The sequence below is a fragment of the Corynebacterium sp. MSK218 genome (assembly GCF_030232655.1).
Lineage (GTDB): Bacteria > Actinomycetota > Actinomycetes > Mycobacteriales > Mycobacteriaceae > Corynebacterium.
In genome coordinates, this window is record NZ_JASPGN010000004.1 from 129,813 (window position 1) to 148,035 (window position 18,223).

The following is an 18,223-nucleotide window of genomic DNA, read 5'->3' on the forward strand; positions in this document are numbered from 1 at the left end:
GTGGCTTCTTCCACGTTCGAACTGCCCGCACGCGGCTCTTTCCCCACCGTAGAGCTGGCCAAGAAGGCACCCAAGCAGGCAGACGCCCTGCTGATCGCCACTTTTGTTGGCGAAGACGGCCTCGAGGTTCCGGGCACGTCCCTTCTCGGTTCGTCCGCACTGCGCTCGACGTATGAGGCTCTCGCGGCTGTGGGCGCGACCGGCAAGGCCGGGGAGATCGTGAAGGTCCCCGCCCCGCAGAAGGCCGGTGCTGCACAGGTCATCGCGCTGGGCCTGGGCGATGTTGAAGCGCTCGACGATGAAGCTCTGCGCCGCGCCGCCGGCAGCGCTGCCCGCGCAACCACAGGCGTAGGCACGATTGTGACGACTGTAGCGGACTTCGGCGTTTCCGCTGCAGTTGAGGGCCTCATCCTCGGTGGCTACTCGTACCGCGGCATCCGCTCCACCGAGCTCAAGGACGAGGAGCAGCCGGCCACCTTCGTCGTCGTGGCTGATAAGTCCGCCTCCGAGGAGTTCGAGGCTGCCCGCACCGTGGCCGAGTCCGTTCTGTTGGCCCGCGACCTGGTCAATACCCCGGCCAACGAACTCTACCCCGAGTCCTATGCCGCGTTCCTGTCTGCCCAGGCCAAGGAGGCCGGCCTCGATGTCGAGGTGCTCGATGAGAAGCAGCTGGAAAAGCAGGGCTTCGGCGGCATCCTCGCCGTGGGTAAGGGCTCTGCCCGCCCGCCGCGCCTGGTACGCCTGAGCTGGAAGCCCAAGAAGGCCACGAAGCACGTGGCTCTCGTGGGCAAGGGCATTACCTTTGACACCGGCGGTATTTCCCTCAAGCCGGGCAACGGCATGTGGGACATGATTTCTGACATGGGCGGCTCCGCAGCCATGGCGGCCACCATCATCGCCGCGGCCAAGCTCAAGCTGCCAGTCCAGATCACCGCTACCCTGCCGCTGGCAGAGAATATGCCGAGCGCGAATGCTACCCGCCCAGGCGACGTGATTACCCACTACGGCGGCCTGACCTCTGAGGTCCTCAATACCGACGCCGAGGGCCGCCTCGTGCTTTCGGATGCGATTGCCCGCGCCAGCGAGGACAAGCCGGATTACCTCATCGAAACCGCTACCCTTACCGGTGCGCAGATCGTCGCGCTGGGCGCGCGCACCTCGGGCATCATGGGCTCCGAGGTCTTCCGCGATCGCCTCGCTGAAATCGGCCGAGAGGTCGGCGAGAACGCCTGGGCCATGCCGCTGTTGGAGGAGCACGACGAGGAAATCAAGTCCCAGGCCGCGGATATCCGCAACATCAACGCCAAGCGCGAAGGCGGCATGGAGTTCGCCGGTACCTACCTCAAGCAGTTCGTGGGCGAGGGCATCGAGTGGGCTCACATCGATATCGCCGGCCCATCCTGGAACGGTTCCGCTCCGCGCGGCTACACCCCGAAGCGCGCCACCGGTGTGCCGGTGCGTACCGTGGTGGCGGCGCTGCGCGAGATTGCAGAAGCCTAGAGTGATTCGCCGGCGATGACGTAGTCCTCCTTGTCCGCCAGCGGAAGGACCGTTCCGTCGGACATGGCGCGGTCGGTGACGAGCCCGTTGTCATCGACCAGCGCCACCTCGTTGCCGCCCTCCCGAAGGCGACGCAGGCCCTCTTTGAGCATGCGGCGGCCCACCGTGTGGAGGCCAGAGACCTGAGAGAAATCGAGCGCGAGGCGTTTGCCGGAGAACTGGCGCTCCTCCAGCTCGTAGAGAATAGCTTCGGTGGCGGTGAAGTTGATGTGACCCTGCAGGCGGATAATCGCGGTCTCGTCGTCCTCGTCCACGCTGCGCACTGGGTGTACTCCGAAGCGATTATCAGTAGACATGAGGTGCAGCCCCATGTCCGAGGACAGCTCCTGGAAAATAGCGGTACCGCGCACGCTATTGCCCTGCTCGTCCAAACGTGGCGACAGCGTGGCCACGCCGAGCTGCCCAGGCAGGGTACCGATAAGCCCGCCGGCCACACCAGATTTAGCGGGGATACCAACCTCCGCCATCCAGCGACCAGCGCCGTCATACATGCCGCACGAGCTCATCACTGCCAGCGTGAGGCGGCAGACGTCGGCATCAAGAATTTTCTCCCCCGTCACCGGCTGGCGCCCGCCGTTGGCTAGCGTGGCGGACATGACGGCCAAGTCGCGGACGTCGACAGACAGCGCGCACTGCGAGGTGTAGGACAGAACAGCGTCGTGCGCATCATCCTGGATGATGCCGTAGGAACGCAGCATATGGGCAATGGAGAGGTTGCGCTCGGCATGCTCGAGTTCGGAATCACACAGGCGCTTATCGACGTTCACCTCGCGCCCCGCCAGCTTCGAGACATAGCTGCGGATGCGCTCCACACGGTCTTCCACAGTGGAGTCCACTCCATTAATCAGCTGGTTGACCACGATGGCGCCGGCATTAATCATCGGATTGACGGGGCGGTGGTCCTTGGCCAAGGAGAGCTCGTTAAAAGCTTGGCCCGAAGGTTCCAGTCCCACCACTTCACGCACCTCACTCAGGCCTAGCTCCTGCAGGGCCAGGGCATAAATGAAGGGCTTGGAGATGGACTGGATAGTAAAGCGGTTCTCGGCATCACCGGCGCTGTACAGGTGGCCGGTGACGGAGCACAGGGCGACGCCGAGCTGGTCCGGGTTGGCGTCGGCAAGCTGCGGGATGTAGTCCGCTACCTCACCGCTGTCTTCGTCGCGTACGGAATTCAGGATCTTCTCTAGATAAAAAGGAATGGGTGTTTTCATCCGTACCCAGCGTATAGAATTGTGATGCATGAAGCCCGCACTCATCATCGTTGACGTCCAACACGACTTCTGCCCGGGCGGTGCTCTCGCCACCGAGCGCGGCAACGTGGTGGCCGATCGTATTGGTGCTCTCCAGCCCAGTTACGACACCGTGGTAGCTACCCAGGATTGGCACATTGACCCAGGCTCACACTTTTCTGAGAACCCGGACTTTGTCGATTCCTGGCCTGTGCACTGCGTGGCAGATTCCTTCGGCGCTGCGATGCATGAATCCATCGGCGCTGTACAGGCCTACTTTCGCAAGGGTGAATACACCGCGGCCTACTCCGGTTTCGAAGGAACCGCCGACGGTGTGAAGCTCGCGGACTGGCTGCGCGAGCACGACATCACCGACGTCGACATCGTCGGAATCGCCACAGACCACTGCGTGCGCGCCACGGCTGCCGACGCCGTGAAGGAAGGCTTCACTGTGCGTGTGCTGGCGGATTACTGCTCACCAGTTGATGAGGCCCGGGGCGAGGCCGCACTTGAGGAACTTGCCCAAGCGGGTGCCACTATCGTGAGAGGTTAAGCGTGAGGGGGGAAGCCCCTTTAACCCTCGCCTTGCTGGCGGCGCTGCTCGAAACGCTCGCGGCGTTCGCGCTGTTCTTCCCTCTTGCGTAAGATGCGCTCGCGTTCGATACGCTCCCGCATTCGCTGTGGATAGCCGGTTTCCTCCACGTCGTAGATATCGCAGCGCAATAGCTTTGCTACTGCATCTATGCCCTTCGGTCCACCAATGCGACGCCGAATGAAGGCGCCGTTCTCATCGACGACAACCACAGACATCTCATTGACCACAGTCTCGGGCTCCACAAAGGCCTCAATGTAGGCACGACCCTGTGCCCAGCGCTGAAGCTCCTGAGCGTCCTCCGCGCGAATGGTCTCCCCCGGTGCGCGGGGCGGGCGCAGTTGAGATCGGGAACTGTTGCGTCGGAAGGGGTTGAACATGACTCCCCAGCCTACCCCGTGTCGAGGGTGCCCCAATTCACCCCACCCGTGCGCACTGTCTGCGGGCACGCTGTAGAATCGAACACTAGCGTTTCACTACTTTCAACTTTCGAGGAGTCTTATAACTTATGGCACACTCCGTTGTGATGCCCGAACTGGGCGAATCCGTAACCGAAGGCACGATTACCCAGTGGCTTAAGTCCGTTGGTGACACCGTTGAGGCTGACGAGCCGTTGCTCGAGGTTTCCACCGACAAGGTCGATACCGAAGTCCCCTCCCCGGTCTCCGGCACCATCCTCGAAATCAAGGCTGATGAGGATGACACCATCGATGTCGGCGAGGTCATCGCCATCATTGGTGACGAAGACGAGTCCGCTCCGGCCGCTGGCGATTCTGAATCCGCGGATTCTTCCGAGAAGGCTGAGGAGACCCCGGATAAGCCTGCTGAGGACGCAGAGTCTGAGGCTGCTCCGTCGGGCGATGCTACCGACGTGGAGATGCCGGAGCTTGGCGAGTCCGTTACCGAGGGCACCATTACCCAGTGGCTGAAGTCCGTAGGCGACACCGTCGAGGTCGACGAGCCGCTGCTCGAGGTCTCCACCGACAAGGTCGACACCGAAATCCCGTCCCCAGTCGCCGGCACCCTCCTTGAGATCCTCGCCGATGAAGACGACACCGTCGACGTCGGCGCCATCATCGCCCGCGTCGGCGACGGCTCCGCCGCAGCCTCCGAGAAGCCTGCTGCTAAGGAAGACAAGGCTGAAGAGAAGGAGGAAGTGCCGAAGGCAGAAGCCAAGGAAGAGAAGTCCGAAGACAAGCCGGCTGCTTCTGGCGACGCTACCGACGTAGAGATGCCGGAGCTCGGCGAGTCCGTTACCGAGGGCACCATTACTCAGTGGCTGAAGTCCGTAGGCGACACCGTCGAGGTCGACGAGCCGCTGCTCGAGGTCTCCACCGACAAGGTCGACACCGAAATCCCATCCCCGGTCGCCGGCACCCTCCTTGAGATCCTCGCCGATGAAGACGACACCGTCGACGTCGGCGCCGTCATCGCCCGCGTTGGCGACGGCTCCGCCGCATCCTCCGAGAAGCCTGCTGCCAAGGAAGAAAAGAAGGAAGAGCCCAAGGCAGAAGAGAAGGAAGAGCCCAAGGCAGAAGAGAAGAAGGAAGAGCCCAAGGCTGACGAGAAGGTAGAGGAGAAGAAGCCTGCTGCTTCCTCCCAGTCCTCCGAGCCGAAGGCATCCGAGACCTCCACCAAGGTCAACAACGGCGACAACGTCCCGTACGTCACCCCGCTGGTACGCAAGCTGGCTGAGAAGCACGGCGTGGACCTGTCCACCGTGTCCGGCACCGGTGTTGGCGGCCGCATCCGTAAGCAGGATGTTCTGGCTGCCGCTGGCGAGGGCGAGGCTCCGGCATCCTCCGCTGGCACCGGCTCCTCCAACCCGCGCGCTCGCTGGTCCACCAAGTCCGTGGATCCGGAGAAGCAGGAGCTCATCGGTACTACCCAGAAGGTCAACCGTATCCGTGAGATCACCGCGTCCAAGATGGTTGAGGCTCTCCAGATTTCCGCTCAGCTGACCCACGTCCAAGAAGTCGATATGACCGCCATCTGGGACCTGCGCAAGCAGTCCAAGCAGGCGTTCATCGACAAGTACGAGGCCAACCTCTCCTTCCTGCCGTTCATCGTGAAGGCCACCGTTGAGGCACTGGTGTCCCACCCGAACGTCAACGCCTCCTACAACCCGGAGACCAAGGAGATGACCTACCACGCTGACGTGAACGTGGCCATCGCCGTGGACACCCCGAAGGGCCTTCTGACCCCGGTCATCCACAAGGCTCAGGAGCTGACTCTCCCGGAGATTGCGCAGCAGATTGCAGAGCTGGCTGATAAGGCTCGCAACAACAAGCTCAAGCCGAACGATCTGACCGGTGCCACCTTCACGGTGACCAACATCGGTTCCGAAGGCGCCCTGCTGGATACCCCGATTCTGGTTCCGCCGCAGGCCGGCATCCTGGGCACCGCAGCTATCACCAAGCGTGCAGTTGTGGTGACCGAGGACGGCCAGGACGCCATCGCTATCCGCCAGATGTGCTACCTGCCGTTCACCTACGACCACCAGGTGGTTGACGGTGCCGACGCTGGTCGCTTCATTACGACCATCAAGGACCGCCTTGAGACTGCAGACTTTGACGCAGACCTCAACCTCTAAGCCTTTGGGCAAACCCTAAAGGCAGCTCCCCCGCCATTGCGACGGGGGAGCTTCGTCGTTTTGTCTACTTTTCTCCCCGCGACACTGCGCAGGCTTCCTGCAGTACCACACAGCAGTGCTGTTCCCACCCTCGCCGATAGGCACGAGCGCTAGCACCCCGCCGATCTGCCAAAAGTCGGCACCGATCCTGCAAGCGGATGAGGAATCTTTGTCAGTTTTGCGCCTACCGCACGCACCTGACTCCGTCGTTAAGCCACTGCACTGTGATTCAGCACACTAGACTGGTCCGCATGATTTCTCAGAAGTGGTTCCGAGTAGCCCTCGGCATGTTCCTTGTTGCTTGCGGCGCCAACCTCTTCGCCCCCATGGTGGTGGTTTACCAAGTCACCACCGACTTAGGGGTTCTGCACACAACCTTCCTGTTCGGAGTCTATGCCCTCGGCATCATGGTGGCGCTTTTTCTCGGCGGCCCCCTGTCTGATTCGCTGGGCAGGCGCGCCATCATGCGCCCAGCCGTGCTAACCACCACAGCGGGCTCACTTATTTTTCTGCTGGGTTTTGAAGGCGCTTTCCTGCCCCTGCTGATTGGTCGCCTGTGCGCTGGAACCGCGGTTGGTCTCGCGATGTCCTCCGGTGCCGCTTGGATCAAAGAGCTGAGCACGCGCCTTACTGTCGGCGCCAAGCGCTCCTCCATCGCCTTGTCTGCCGGCTTCGCTCTTGCACCTGGTGTCGGCGGTGTGTGCGCACAGTTTCTGCCGTGGCCCACAGTCGTGCCCTATCTCTTTCACATTGGCTTGGCGCTCGTAGTTGTTCCTCTTGTGTGGACTGTGCCGGAGCACAAGAATGCTCCTTCCACCCGCCGCGCCTTGTTTCCGCGCAGTGTGCTCACGCCGCGCTATCTTCGCGTAGCCGTTTATGCGCCCTGGGTCTTTGGAACGCCCACCACCGCGTTTGTGTTTCTTCCAGCTCAGTTAAGCGAACATCTGCACCGCCCTATCCTGGTAGCCGGACTGCTTGCCATGCTGACGATGGGAAGCGGAGTCATTATCCAGCAGGTCGCCGGACGGGTGACTCTTACTCCTGTACACGGAATGCTCCTGGCTGCCTTGGGAATGGCCTTGTGCCTTATCATCGTGGCATCCGCACACCAGAGGTGGGCCGTGTATCTGCTGCCCGTGGCCGGCATCGCGATGGGCTGTTCCTACGGAATTGGAATGCTCAGCGGACTCGCCGAGACCCAAGCAATCGCAGACTCTGATGAGCTTGGCGCGGCAACGGGGGTGTTCTATTCACTGACCTACCTTGGGTTCTTTGCACCCTTCATCCTCTCCCTTTTGGGCCCTGCCGTGGGCAATGCCACCGCTTTTGTGATTGGTCTGAGCGTCGCCATTCTCACCGCCGCATGGCTTCATCTCACAGCCAGGGGTAGTCAGAATTAATGCCATAGGCCACGCTTTATACTTGAGGGCGGTTTAGGCCACACTGACTAACGCCACTAAGGAGTTCAAACACATGGATTTCATCTCTCGCCACCTCGGACCTGATGAGGCCGAGCGCGCGACGATGCTCAAGGCCGTGGGCTACGACAGCGTTGAGGCGCTTGTCGATGCCGCCCTCCCCACCACTATTCGCGCCGCTGAGGCTCTCCACCTCCCGGATGCGTTGAGTGAGGACGATGCCCAGGCCAAGCTGCGCGAGTATGCCTCTCAGAATGTCGTGCTGAAGTCTTTCTACGGCCAAGGATATTCCGATACTCTCACCCCGGCGGTCATTCGCCGCGGCCTGTTGGAAGATGCCGGCTGGTACACCGCGTACACGCCCTATCAGCCGGAGATTTCCCAGGGGCGCCTGGAGGCTTTGCTCAATTTCCAGACGATGATTGAGTCTCTCACCGGCCTGCCCATCGCAAACGCCTCGCTTCTCGACGAAGCCTCCGCCACCGCCGAAGCCGTTGGCCTCATGGCGCGTGCAGTGAAGAAGGGCCGACGCGTTCTGCTGGATTCCCGCCTGCACCCACAGGTCCTTGCCGTGGCTGCTGAGCGCGCCCGCGCCATTGAGCTCGAGGTCGAGATCGCCGATGTCCGCGACGGCATCGTGGGCGAGGATCTTGTCGGCGCCATCCTGGCCTACACGGGCACCGAAGGTGACATCGTGGATCCACGCGCGGCCATTGAAGAGCTGCACACCCGCGGCGCCTTGGCTGCCGTAGTGGCGGACCCGCTCTCCCTGCTCCTGTTGGAGGCCCCGGGCGAGATGGGCGCGGACGTTGTCCTCGGCTCCTCCCAACGCTTCGGTGTGCCCCTCTTCTTCGGCGGCCCGCACGCAGCTTTCATGGCCGTCACGGAGAAGCTCAAGCGCCAGATGCCGGGCCGCATTGTGGGCGTGTCTAAGGACGCTGCCGGTCGCCCTGCTTACCGCCTCGCTCTCCAGACCCGTGAGCAGCACATTCGCCGCGAGCGCGCGACCTCTAATATCTGTACTGCACAGGCTCTGCTGGCCAACGTGGCCTCCATGTACGCGGTCTACCACGGACCGGAGGGACTCAAGGACATCGCGCAGCGCGTCCACAACCACGCTTCTGCTTTCGCCGCCGCAGTAAGCGGCGCCGGCAAGGAGATTGTCTCGCGCGACTTCTTCGATACCGTCACCGTCACCGGTGTCGATGCCGCCGCCATCAAGTCCCAGTTGCAGGAGCAGGGCTACCTGGTTCGCGCCATTGGTTCGGACAAGGTAGCGGTCTCCTTCGGTGAATCCGCTACCAGCGAGGACGTGACCGTCCTTGCCGCTGCCTTCGGCGCTGAGGCTTCTTCCGAATCTGAGCCAGCCGCGTCTGGCTCCTTCGAGATTCCAAACTCCCTCCAGCGTGCCGAGGCCCCGCTGCAGCACGAGATCTTCAACTCCATCCACTCCGAGACCCAGATGCTGCGTTACCTGCGCACCTTGGCGGACAAGGACCTCGCACTCGACCGCACGATGATCCCGCTGGGCTCGTGCACGATGAAACTCAACCCCACCTCCGCCATGGAGCCCATCTCTTGGCCGGAGTTCGCCGGCATTCACCCCTTTGCCCCGGAAGAGACCACCGCAGGTTGGCGCGCACTCATTGAGGAGCTGGAGGCGTGGCTGTCTGAAATCACCGGTTATGCCCAGGTGTCTATCCAGCCCAACGCTGGCTCCCAGGGTGAGTTGGCTGGCCTGCTGGCCATCCGCCGCTACCACGTGGCCAACGGCGATAACGGCCGCGATGTCATCCTCATCCCGGCTTCTGCGCACGGCACCAACGCGGCATCGGCCACCTTGGCTAACCTGCGCGTCGTCGTGGTCAAAACTGCGGATGACGGCTCCATTGACGTCGCCGACCTTGACGCCAAGATTGAGCAGCACGGCGAGCACATCGCCGGCATCATGATTACTTACCCCTCCACTCACGGCGTCTTTGACCCGGAGGTACGCGAGGTCTGCGACAAGGTTCACGCGGCCGGCGGCCAGGTGTACATCGACGGCGCGAACATGAACGCGCTGGCCGGTTGGGCCCGTCCGGGTGCTTTCGGTGGCGATGTGTCCCACCTCAATCTGCACAAGACCTTCACCATCCCGCATGGTGGAGGTGGCCCGGGTGTGGGCCCGGTGGGCGTCGCCAAGCACTTGGTGCCCTTCCTGCCGACCGACGCCAACGATCCGCAGCTTGACCCGTCCCAGCCCGCGCAGGATGGCAGCGGCGTGCCGTCCACAGCGACGCGCTACGGCTCCGCCGGCGTGCTGCCCATTTCGTGGTCCTACCTGGCCATGATTGGTGCACAGGGCCTGACTGACGCCACGAGCCACGCCATCCTCGGCGCGAACTACCTGGCACAAAGCCTCAAGGATTCCTTCCCGGTGCTCTACACGGGCAATGCCGGTCTGGTGGCACACGAATGCATCTTTGACCTGCGCGAGCTTACCGACGCCTCCGGTGTCACCGCCGCCGACGTGGCCAAGCGCCTCGTGGACTACGGCTTCCACGCGCCGACCTTGTCCTTCCCAGTGGCTGGCACCCTCATGGTGGAGCCGACCGAGTCCGAGGACCTGGGTGAGCTGGACCGCTTCATCGAGGCCATGCGCTCCATCCGCGCCGAGATCCAAGAGATCATCGACGCCCAAGTAACTTACGAGGATTCCGTCATCCACCACGCCCCGTTCACCGCTGAGGCCGTTGCGGACGATGAATGGGACTTCACCTTCACGCGCCAGCAGGCGGCCTACCCGGTGGCTTCCCTGCGCCGCGGCAAGTACTTCCCGCCGGTGCGCCGCATCGACGAGGCTTACGGTGACCGCAACCTCGTCTGCTCCTGCCCGCCGCCGGAGGCTTTCGACTACACCGACAACCAGGAGGATTAAATCAATGACTGAATTCCTGCACTCCCCGCTGCATGCTGAGCACGAGAAGCTCGGCGCCACCTTCACGCCTTTCGGGCCGTGGGAAATGCCGCTCAAGTACGACAACGAGCTGGATGAGCACCGCGCGGTACGTAATGCTGCTGGCCTCTTTGACCTGTCCCACATGGGTGAAATCTGGGTCAACGGCCCGGATGCAGCCGAGTTCCTGTCCTACTGCTTCATCTCCAACCTGGTCCCTCTCAAGGAGGGCAAGGCGAAGTACTCCATGATCTGCGCCGAGGACGGCGGCATCATGGATGACCTCATCACCTACCGCCTAGAGGAGACAAAGTTCCTCGTCGTGCCGAACGCCGGCAACGCCGACACCGTGTGGGAGGCACTCAACGAGCGCGCTGAGGGCTTCGACGTGGACCTCAAGAACGAGTCCCGCGACGTGGCCATGATTGCTGTCCAAGGTCCGAAGGCGCTAGAGATTCTCGTCCCGCTGGTGGAGGACACCAAGCAGCAGGACGTCATGTTCCTGCCCTACTACGCCGCGATGACCGGCAAGGTTGCGCGCAAGTACGCCTTCATTTGCCGCACCGGCTACACCGGCGAGGACGGATTCGAGCTCATCGTCTATAACTCCGATGCCCCGGAACTGTGGGAAGAGCTGCTCAAGGCGGGCGAAGAATACGGCATCAAGCCCTGCGGCTTGGCAGCGCGCGACTCCCTGCGCCTAGAGGCCGGTATGCCGCTCTACGGCAACGAGCTCACCCGCGACATCACTCCGGTCGAGGCCGGCATGGCCCGCGCCTTTGCCAAGAAGGAACAGGACTTCGTGGGCGCTGAGGTGCTGCGCCAGCGCGCCGAGGAAGGGCCCAAGGCTGTTGTTACCGGCCTGGTGTCCTCCCAACGCCGCGCCGCCCGCGCCGGCTCCGAGGTGTATGTAGGCGAGCAGAAGGTGGGCACGGTGACGTCCGGCCAGCCCTCCCCCACTCTGGGACACCCGGTAGCACTCGCGCTCATCGACACCGCCGCTGGTCTCGAGCCGGGAGCTGCCGTCGAGGTAGATATTCGCGGAAAGCGCTACCCCTTTGAAGTTTCTGCCCTCCCCTTCTACAAGCGAGAGAAGTAAACTCCACTTCTGAATTCAACTACCGAAAGGACATCCTTCACATGGCTACTCTTCCTTCCGATTTCTCTTACTCCGAGGACCACGAGTGGGTCAACGCTACCGCTGATTCCGTCGCCGGTTCCACCGTTCGCGTCGGTATCACCTCCGTCGCTGCCGACCGCCTAGGCGAGGTTGTCTTCGCCGAACTGCCGGCTGTGGGTGACACCGTTGAGCACGGCGAGACCTGCGGCGAGGTGGAATCCACCAAGTCCGTCTCTGATCTGTACTCCCCGGTCACCGGCACCGTCACCGCCGTCAACGAGGACGTGCACGATGACTACGCCGTCATCAACAACGATCCTTTCGGTGAAGGCTGGCTCTTCGAGGTTGAGGTCACCGAGGCCGGCGATCTCATGACCGCTGAGGAGTACGCCTCCGCTAACGGAGTCGCTTAAAAGTTCTAGCTTCGCGGGGACTACCATGGGTTGCCATGACTGCTCCCCGCGAACCATTTTTCCCCGCTGATCGCTCCATCCGCGCCTCCGACGAGCCACTGGAGATCCGCCGCCTGGGCCGCATGGGCTACCAGGAAACCTGGGATCTCCAGGCTGAGCTCGCTGCGGCCCGGGCAGCGGGCACGCAGGGCGATGTCATCCTCGTGGTGGAGCACCCCAATGTTTATACCGCCGGCAAGCGCACGCAGCCGGAAGATCTGCCGGATAATGGCCTGCCAGTCATCGACGTCGACCGCGGCGGGCGCATCACCTGGCATGGCGAAGGCCAGCTGGTGGTCTACCCCATTATCAAGCTCGCAGAACCTGTTGACGTGGTGGATTACGTCCGCCGCCTCGAGGAAGCCATCATCCAGGCCGTGCGCCAGCTGGGTGTGAGCACTGCCGGGCGTATCGACGGCCGCTCCGGTGTGTGGGTTCCCTCCACCACCCAGGCTGCCGACCCAGCCGCCCCGAAGCGCGATCGCAAGCTCGGTGCCTTGGGTATTCGCATCACCCGTGGGGTGACCATGCATGGCTTGGCGCTCAACTGCACCAATACCTTGGAGTACTACGAGCACATCGTCGCCTGCGGCATCGACGACGCCGACGTCTCCACGCTCTCGCTTGAGCTGGGCCGCGAGGTCACCATGGAGGAGGCGGAAGCCCCGCTTCTCGACGCCCTCCTCAAAGCCCTCTCCGGTGAGCTCACCGTAGCTGATCACACCTTCGCCTCGGCGCCTGATCCCATCAAGGTGGCCAACGAAAAGGCACGTCAGGCTCGCCGCGCTCAGCAAGGTTCTACCCCGGTGGAATAAAGCTTCGAGCGGCTTTGATTGTATTAGGAAGAGCACTAACCGACGCGTAAAGTGAGTTTTTGTGACTGTAAAGCCTGAAGGACGCAAGATGCTCCGCATTGAGAAGAAGAATGCGGAGTCGCCCATCGAACAGAAGCCACGCTGGATTCGTAACCAAGTCCGCACCGGACCGGGCTACGAAGACATGAAGTCCCGCGTTTCCGGCGCTTCCCTGCACACCGTATGCCAGGAAGCCGGCTGCCCCAATATCCACGAGTGCTGGGAATCCCGCGAGGCCACCTTCCTCATCGGCGGTGATAAGTGCACCCGCCGCTGCGATTTCTGTGACATCGCCACCGGCAAGCCGGAGGAGCTGGACCGTGACGAGCCGCGCCGCGTTGCAGAGAACATCCAGGAGATGGACCTCAACTACACCACGATTACCGGCGTCACCCGCGACGATCTGCCGGATGAAGGTGCCTGGCTCTACGCCGAGGTGGTCCGCAAGATCCATGAGCTTAACCCGCACACCGGTGTGGAAAACCTCACCCCGGACTTTTCCGGCAAGCCGGATCTGCTCCAAGAGGTCTTCGAGGCCCGCCCCGAGGTCTTTGCCCACAACCTCGAAACCGTGCCGCGTATTTTCAAGCGCATCCGCCCGGCCTTCCGCTACGAGCGCTCCCTCGACGTCATCCGCCAGGCCCACGAGTTTGGCCTTATCACCAAGTCCAACCTCATCTTGGGCATGGGCGAGACCGCTGAGGAGATCGAAGAGGCTCTGCGTGACCTGCGCGAGGTGGGCTGCGACATCATCACGATTACGCAGTACCTGCGCCCCGGCCCGCGCTTCCACCCGATTGAGCGTTGGGTTCGCCCGGAAGAATTCGTCGAGCACTCCAAACTGGCTAAGGAACTCGGCTTCGGCGGCGTCATGTCCGGTCCGCTAGTCCGCTCCTCTTACCGTGCTGGTCGCCTCTATGTTCAGGCTATGGAGGCCCGCGGCCTCGAGCTGCCGGAGAACCTCAAGCACTTGGCCGAAACCTCCCAGGGCGCTACTGCGCAAGAGGCCTCCACCCTGCTGGAGAAGTACGGCCCGTCTGAGGAGACCCCGGTGACCACCCGCATGGTCAAGACCCCCGCCGGTGCAACGAACCCGAACTCTGCGGCGTCCACCATTCGCTAGTTCGATTCTCTTTTTCACCCTCTGACCTTTAAAGTAGGAGCCATGGCTAACGACGACAAGGCATCGCTGAAGGAAGCGAAGAAGCAGGAGCGCGCGGCGAAGCGCGCTCAGCGCAAGCAGAACTGGTCACAGATGTGGCAAGCGTTCAACATGCAGCGCAAGCAGGACAAGGCGCTCATTCCCATCATGCTGGCCGCCTTCCTGGGCATGGGATTGCTCTTCTTCCTCATCGGCATGCTCTTCAACGGCCAGTGGTTCATGCTCATCCTGGGTCTGGGCATCGGCGCCATCTTGGCCATGTTCCTGTTCACTCGCCGCCTCGAGCGCGATATGTACAAGAAGGTCGAGGACCAACCGGGCGCTGCCGGCTGGGCACTGGAGCAGCAGCTGCGCAACACCGTGGGCGTGGTATGGAAGGTCAAGACTGGTGTGGCAGCTACCCGCCAGCAGGATCTCATCCACCGTGTCATCGGTAACTCGGGCGTCATCTTCGTCGTCGAGGGCGACCGCAAACGCGTGGGCCCCACCCTTAACCGCTTGAAGAAGCGCGTGGACCGCTTGGCCGGAGGTGTGCCGGTGTACGAAGTCTTCGTGGGCAATGGCGAGGACGAAGTTCCCGTCTCCAAGCTGCGCAGCCACATCATGAAGCTGCCGCGGAACTACAACAAGAACGAGACTTACGACAACATCCGCCGCATTGAGGCAATGGATGATTTGCCCGGCACCACCCCGGGTCTGCCGAAGGGCCCGATGCCGCGCCAGGCTCAGAACATGTCCGGCATGAACCGCCGTATGCGTCGTATGCAAGAGCGCAAGGGCGGCAAGTAAGCTAAGCGCCCTGCGCTTACCCCGCTCACGTCAAAAGGGTCTCTTCCGACAAGCTCGGAAGAGACCCTTTCTCATTGCAGATTCTCTGCCACACAAACAAACCTTTTCAGTAGAACCATCTGCGATGACCTTGAAAAGGACACCACACTGAGCGGCTGACGTTGCTGCTTAAGCCATAATGACAGCGGTACCCGTTGCACGGTCGTGGAGGCCACGGCCATCCGAGTCCACCATCGCAGCGGGGAACAGCACACCGGTGAGCAGAGTGCGAACGGCGGCGCGCCAGAAGCCTACGGGTTTACCCGGCTCATCGAGGCGAGCTACGCCCATACCAAGAATGAGCATGCCCGGTGTGCGGGCAAAGAGCCAGCCACAGACAATGCCCATAACGGCCCACACCGCATAACCCAAGAACGCTGGTCCGCCGAGCGCGCTGGTGTAAAGCTCAAGGAGATTGGCAATGAGCATGGCCAAAAGCCAATCAATAAGAACTCCACCGGTGCGGCGCATTACTGACGCGAGTGCACCGGAACCTTCCTTCGGGAGACCAAGTTCCTGCCCGGGCCACTCCCCCGGCCCAAAGCCATCTTTGTTGTCTGCCATGCCCACCAATCTAGCGCTCCAACACTGCAGCAAGAAATTTCGATCTGACTCCCCCACCTTCGGCGGCGGTGGAGTCGATACCTGTAAACTAGTCGGGAGTAATACAGGTCAACCAACAGGAGACTACCGTGTCCTTCGAGACAATCCAGGACGTCGTCAAGTACATCAAGGAAGAGGACGTCAAGTTCGTTGACATCCGCTTCACGGACGTTCCCGGCACCGAGCACCATTTTTCCATTCCGGCCGATGAGTTCACTGAGGATGCGGCCGCTGAGGGCCTCGCTTTCGACGGCTCCTCCATTCGCGGCTTCACCACCATTGATGAATCGGATATGACCCTCCTGCCGGACCCGGCAACCGCGTTCGTGGATCCCTTCCGCACCGCGAAGACCTTGAACATCAAGTTCTTCGTGCACGATCCGTTTACGCTTGAGCCGTTCAGCCGCGACCCGCGCAACATCGCCCGCAAGGCTGAGGAGTACCTCGCCTCCACCGGCATCGCTGACACCTGCAACTTCGGCGCTGAGGCCGAGTTCTACATCTTCGATTCCGTTCGCTACGGCACCGAAGTACACAACGGCTTCTACGAAGTCGATACCGATGAGGGCTGGTGGAACCGCGGTTCCGAAACCAACTTTGATGGAACGCCAAACACTGGCTTTAAGACTCGCGTGAAGGGCGGTTACTTCCCTACCGCACCTGTCGACAAGCACGGCGAGGTCCGCGATGCCATGGTCGAACAGCTGCAGAAGGCCGGTTTCGCTATCGAGCGTTTCCACCACGAGGTGGGCAGCGGTCAGAACGAGATCAACTACCGCTTCGATTCTCTGCTCCACGCAGCGGATGATATCCAGACCTTCAAGTACATCATCAAAAACACCGCTGCCGAGTACGGCAAGTCCGTGACCTTCATGCCGAAGCCGCTGGCTGGCGACAATGGTTCCGGTATGCACGCCCACATGTCTCTCTGGCAGGACGGCAAGCCGCTGTTCCACGATGAGGCTGGCTATGCAGGCCTGTCCGATATGGCTCGCTACTACATCGGTGGCATTCTGGCCCACGCACCGGCCGTGCTGGCGTTTACGAACCCGACCTTGAACTCCTACCACCGTCTGGTTCCGGGCTTTGAGGCTCCGATTAACCTCGTGTACTCGCAGCGCAACCGCTCGGCTGCGATCCGTATTCCGATTACCGGCTCCAACCCGAAGGCCAAGCGCATCGAGTTCCGCGCACCAGATCCGTCAGGCAACCCGTACTTTGGTTTCGCTGCCATGATGATGGCTGGCTTGGACGGCATCAAGAATCGTATCGAGCCTCACGCCCCGGTGGATAAGGACCTCTACGAGCTGCCGCCGGCTGAAGCTGCTTCCATCCCGCAGGCGCCGACCTCCCTGGAGGCTTCCCTCGCCGCGCTGGAAGAGGACAACGACTTCCTGACCGAGGGCGATGTCTTCTCCGAGGACCTCATCGAGACCTACATCGAGTACAAGCGCGAGAACGAAATCACGCCGTCGCGTCTGCGTCCGACTCCGCTCGAGTTTGAGATGTACTACGACTGCTAAAGGATATGTGGGTATCTGACCTCTTCTTTTAGCACTCAGCGCAAAGACACAACCCACGGTTTCCTTCACGGATTCCGTGGGTTGTGTCATGTTTGGCCCGGCGCGCAGGAAGCCGATGGCGCAGCTTCTGAAACTAACTACATGGGCTACCGGCCACGCAGGCTAAGTCTTTTGGGGAGGTTTCACCGGCTAATAGAGGCGCCCCAATTCAGCGAAAATCGCCGAATTAAAGCTGAAAGCCCGCTCTGCCTCCGAGAGCATAGCTTCACGCTGTTCAACGTTAAGCTCCAGGCTATCCACACGCCTGCGGTATCCCGTGCGATAAGGCGGGATTTTTCCAATTGAAGTGAAGTCATAGAAGTTCAGGGCCTCAGGAGGAACTCCGTAATGGGCCCCCAAACGCGCTGCAATCACCTGCCCACCGGAAATATCACCGAGATAGCGCACGTAGTGATGAGCTACCACTTCTACTGGTTGGCTAACTATTTTTTCTAAGCGCGCGGTATAGGCCGTCGTCGCTGGAAGAATGCGAATCTCCTCGCTCCAGTTTTCGCCAACGAGTATTTTCAGATCTGCTTCCAGTGCTTGACGACGTTCCAGCCGTGGATCCGCCACCGCACCGGCAATGGGAGTAGTCGCCACGCTGCGAACGGCGTTCTCGAGAGCTCCATATACAAACCACAATTGGCCGGCCAAATCAGCCACGGCTGACTTATTGAGCTCCCCTGACAACAGGCGCTGCATGAATGCCGAATTCTCCGCATGCTCATGCGCACGCGCAGTCGCCTCTCGCAACGCAACGGACAAAGGTTTATTGAGAGTGGTAGTCACTGTTCTTCTCCACGGTGTTATTTAGAAAAACTACAAATCAGTTGAGGTTAGAAAAACTCAAAATCGAAAATTAAGGGGATTAGGCCGACGTGGGTGTGCGGCACCAAATTTCATCGGCACCCCACACCCGTTACGTCGCTCTTGAACTGTCAGCGATGTGCTTTAGCGCTTATCGCTGAAAGAAGGCACGGGCACTGTCAAAAGCACCGGACTTAACAAATGCTTGCCACAGAATTGCGATCATGCTGCCAATAGTCGCAATGCCTAGGAAGTAGTTCCAGAAGTTGGTGACCTTCGAGCTAGAAGAGGAGTTCTCACCCGAGCTAAGATTCTTATCTTCCGAAGGTGTCTGGGGCTTCGGCTTCTCCCCGTCGGACGGAACCTGGGGCTTCGGCTTCTCCCCCTCGGACGGAACCTGGGGCTTCGGCTTCTCCCCCTCGGACGGAACCTGGGGCTTCGGCTTCTCCCCCTCGGACGGAAC

The 18,223-nt window shown here is 61.4% G+C and carries 15 protein-coding genes and 1 pseudogene; 11 read left to right on the forward strand and 5 right to left on the reverse strand.

The window, feature by feature from the left end:
- Nucleotides 1-1,500: a leucyl aminopeptidase gene (locus QP922_RS04700; RefSeq protein WP_284808120.1), complete on the forward strand. Its 1,500-nt coding sequence runs from the start codon at nt 1-3 to the stop codon at nt 1,498-1,500.
- Here the strand turns inward: QP922_RS04700 and QP922_RS04705 are convergent.
- Nucleotides 1,497-2,771: a glutaminase gene (locus QP922_RS04705; RefSeq protein WP_284808121.1), complete on the reverse strand. Its 1,275-nt coding sequence runs from the start codon at nt 2,769-2,771 to the stop codon at nt 1,497-1,499. The genes QP922_RS04700 and QP922_RS04705 overlap by 4 nt on opposite strands.
- 28 nt (nt 2,772-2,799) lie before the next feature.
- Between QP922_RS04705 and QP922_RS04710 the strand changes: the two genes are divergently transcribed.
- A complete protein-coding gene (locus QP922_RS04710) occupies nt 2,800-3,342 on the forward strand; it encodes an isochorismatase family protein (protein ID WP_284808122.1) in 543 nt (180 codons plus the stop codon).
- Between the two features lie 20 nt (nt 3,343-3,362).
- Here the strand turns inward: QP922_RS04710 and QP922_RS04715 are convergent, their stop codons facing one another.
- The gene (locus QP922_RS04715) at nt 3,363-3,761 is read right to left on the reverse strand and encodes an oxidoreductase (protein WP_284808123.1); all 399 of its coding nucleotides are present in this window, start codon (nt 3,759-3,761) and stop codon (nt 3,363-3,365) included.
- Nucleotides 3,762-3,889: 128 nt separating this feature from the next.
- On the opposite strand from QP922_RS04715, the gene sucB reads away from it, so the two are divergent.
- From sucB to QP922_RS04755, 8 genes are all read left to right on the forward strand, one after another.
- Entirely contained in the window at nt 3,890-5,974 is a 2,085-nt protein-coding gene (gene sucB / locus QP922_RS04720; RefSeq protein WP_284808124.1) for a 2-oxoglutarate dehydrogenase, E2 component, dihydrolipoamide succinyltransferase, read from the forward strand.
- A 290-nt stretch (nt 5,975-6,264) separates the two neighbouring features.
- Nucleotides 6,265-7,413, forward strand: coding sequence for an MFS transporter (locus QP922_RS04725; protein WP_284808125.1), 1,149 nt, complete (start codon nt 6,265-6,267; stop codon nt 7,411-7,413).
- Nucleotides 7,414-7,486: 73 nt separating this feature from the next.
- Nucleotides 7,487-10,351, forward strand: a complete 2,865-nt coding sequence (gene gcvP / locus QP922_RS04730) for an aminomethyl-transferring glycine dehydrogenase (RefSeq protein WP_284808126.1) — start codon at nt 7,487-7,489, stop codon at nt 10,349-10,351.
- Nucleotides 10,352-10,355: 4 nt separating this feature from the next.
- The gene (gcvT, locus tag QP922_RS04735) at nt 10,356-11,468 is read left to right on the forward strand and encodes a glycine cleavage system aminomethyltransferase GcvT (RefSeq protein WP_284808127.1); all 1,113 of its coding nucleotides are present in this window, start codon (nt 10,356-10,358) and stop codon (nt 11,466-11,468) included.
- A gap of 41 nt (nt 11,469-11,509) precedes the next feature.
- Nucleotides 11,510-11,902 carry a glycine cleavage system protein GcvH gene (gene gcvH / locus QP922_RS04740; protein WP_284808128.1) on the forward strand — a complete coding sequence of 131 codons (393 nt, stop codon included), beginning with the start codon at nt 11,510-11,512 and terminating at the stop codon, nt 11,900-11,902.
- Nucleotides 11,903-11,937: 35 nt separating this feature from the next.
- Nucleotides 11,938-12,756: a lipoyl(octanoyl) transferase LipB gene (lipB, locus tag QP922_RS04745; protein ID WP_284808129.1), complete on the forward strand. Its 819-nt coding sequence runs from the start codon at nt 11,938-11,940 to the stop codon at nt 12,754-12,756.
- An 88-nt stretch (nt 12,757-12,844) separates the two neighbouring features.
- Nucleotides 12,845-13,918 carry a lipoyl synthase gene (gene lipA / locus QP922_RS04750; protein ID WP_284808174.1) on the forward strand — a complete coding sequence of 358 codons (1,074 nt, stop codon included), beginning with the start codon at nt 12,845-12,847 and terminating at the stop codon, nt 13,916-13,918.
- Nucleotides 13,919-13,960: 42 nt separating this feature from the next.
- A complete protein-coding gene (locus tag QP922_RS04755) occupies nt 13,961-14,746 on the forward strand; it encodes a DUF4191 domain-containing protein (protein ID WP_284808130.1) in 786 nt (261 codons plus the stop codon).
- 168 nt (nt 14,747-14,914) lie between these two features.
- Here QP922_RS04755 and QP922_RS04760 read toward each other — a convergent pair whose 3' ends face one another.
- Complete coding sequence (locus tag QP922_RS04760) at nt 14,915-15,349, reverse strand: RDD family protein (protein ID WP_284808131.1); 435 nt, start codon at nt 15,347-15,349, stop codon at nt 14,915-14,917.
- A gap of 128 nt (nt 15,350-15,477) precedes the next feature.
- Here QP922_RS04760 and glnA point away from each other — a divergent pair, with 128 nt between their 5' ends.
- Nucleotides 15,478-16,911 carry a type I glutamate--ammonia ligase gene (gene glnA, locus QP922_RS04765; RefSeq protein ID WP_284808132.1) on the forward strand — a complete coding sequence of 478 codons (1,434 nt, stop codon included), beginning with the start codon at nt 15,478-15,480 and terminating at the stop codon, nt 16,909-16,911.
- Nucleotides 16,912-17,100: 189 nt separating this feature from the next.
- Here glnA and QP922_RS04770 read toward each other — a convergent pair whose 3' ends face one another.
- Both QP922_RS04770 and QP922_RS04775 read right to left on the reverse strand, forming a co-directional pair.
- Nucleotides 17,101-17,742: a biliverdin-producing heme oxygenase gene (locus tag QP922_RS04770; protein ID WP_042531665.1), complete on the reverse strand. Its 642-nt coding sequence runs from the start codon at nt 17,740-17,742 to the stop codon at nt 17,101-17,103.
- Between the two features lie 169 nt (nt 17,743-17,911).
- A pseudogene (locus tag QP922_RS04775) lies at nt 17,912-18,223 on the reverse strand (HtaA domain-containing protein); the annotation flags it as partial.

Bases quoted from the DNA above. Each gene is read 5' to 3' on its own strand.
- QP922_RS04705 (WP_284808121.1), bottom strand. From the start codon at position 2,771: ATGAAAACACCCATTCCTTTTTATCTAGAGAAGATCCTGAATTCCGTA.
- QP922_RS04710 (WP_284808122.1), top strand. From the start codon at position 2,800: ATGAAGCCCGCACTCATCATCGTTGACGTCCAACACGACTTCTGCCCG.
- QP922_RS04715 (WP_284808123.1), bottom strand. From the start codon at position 3,761: ATGTTCAACCCCTTCCGACGCAACAGTTCCCGATCTCAACTGCGCCCG.
- sucB (WP_284808124.1), top strand. From the start codon at position 3,890: ATGGCACACTCCGTTGTGATGCCCGAACTGGGCGAATCCGTAACCGAA.
- QP922_RS04725 (WP_284808125.1), top strand. From the start codon at position 6,265: ATGATTTCTCAGAAGTGGTTCCGAGTAGCCCTCGGCATGTTCCTTGTT.
- gcvP (WP_284808126.1), top strand. From the start codon at position 7,487: ATGGATTTCATCTCTCGCCACCTCGGACCTGATGAGGCCGAGCGCGCG.
- gcvT (WP_284808127.1), top strand. From the start codon at position 10,356: ATGACTGAATTCCTGCACTCCCCGCTGCATGCTGAGCACGAGAAGCTC.
- gcvH (WP_284808128.1), top strand. From the start codon at position 11,510: ATGGCTACTCTTCCTTCCGATTTCTCTTACTCCGAGGACCACGAGTGG.
- lipB (WP_284808129.1), top strand. From the start codon at position 11,938: ATGACTGCTCCCCGCGAACCATTTTTCCCCGCTGATCGCTCCATCCGC.
- lipA (WP_284808174.1), top strand. From the start codon at position 12,845: ATGCTCCGCATTGAGAAGAAGAATGCGGAGTCGCCCATCGAACAGAAG.
- QP922_RS04755 (WP_284808130.1), top strand. From the start codon at position 13,961: ATGGCTAACGACGACAAGGCATCGCTGAAGGAAGCGAAGAAGCAGGAG.
- QP922_RS04760 (WP_284808131.1), bottom strand. From the start codon at position 15,349: ATGGCAGACAACAAAGATGGCTTTGGGCCGGGGGAGTGGCCCGGGCAG.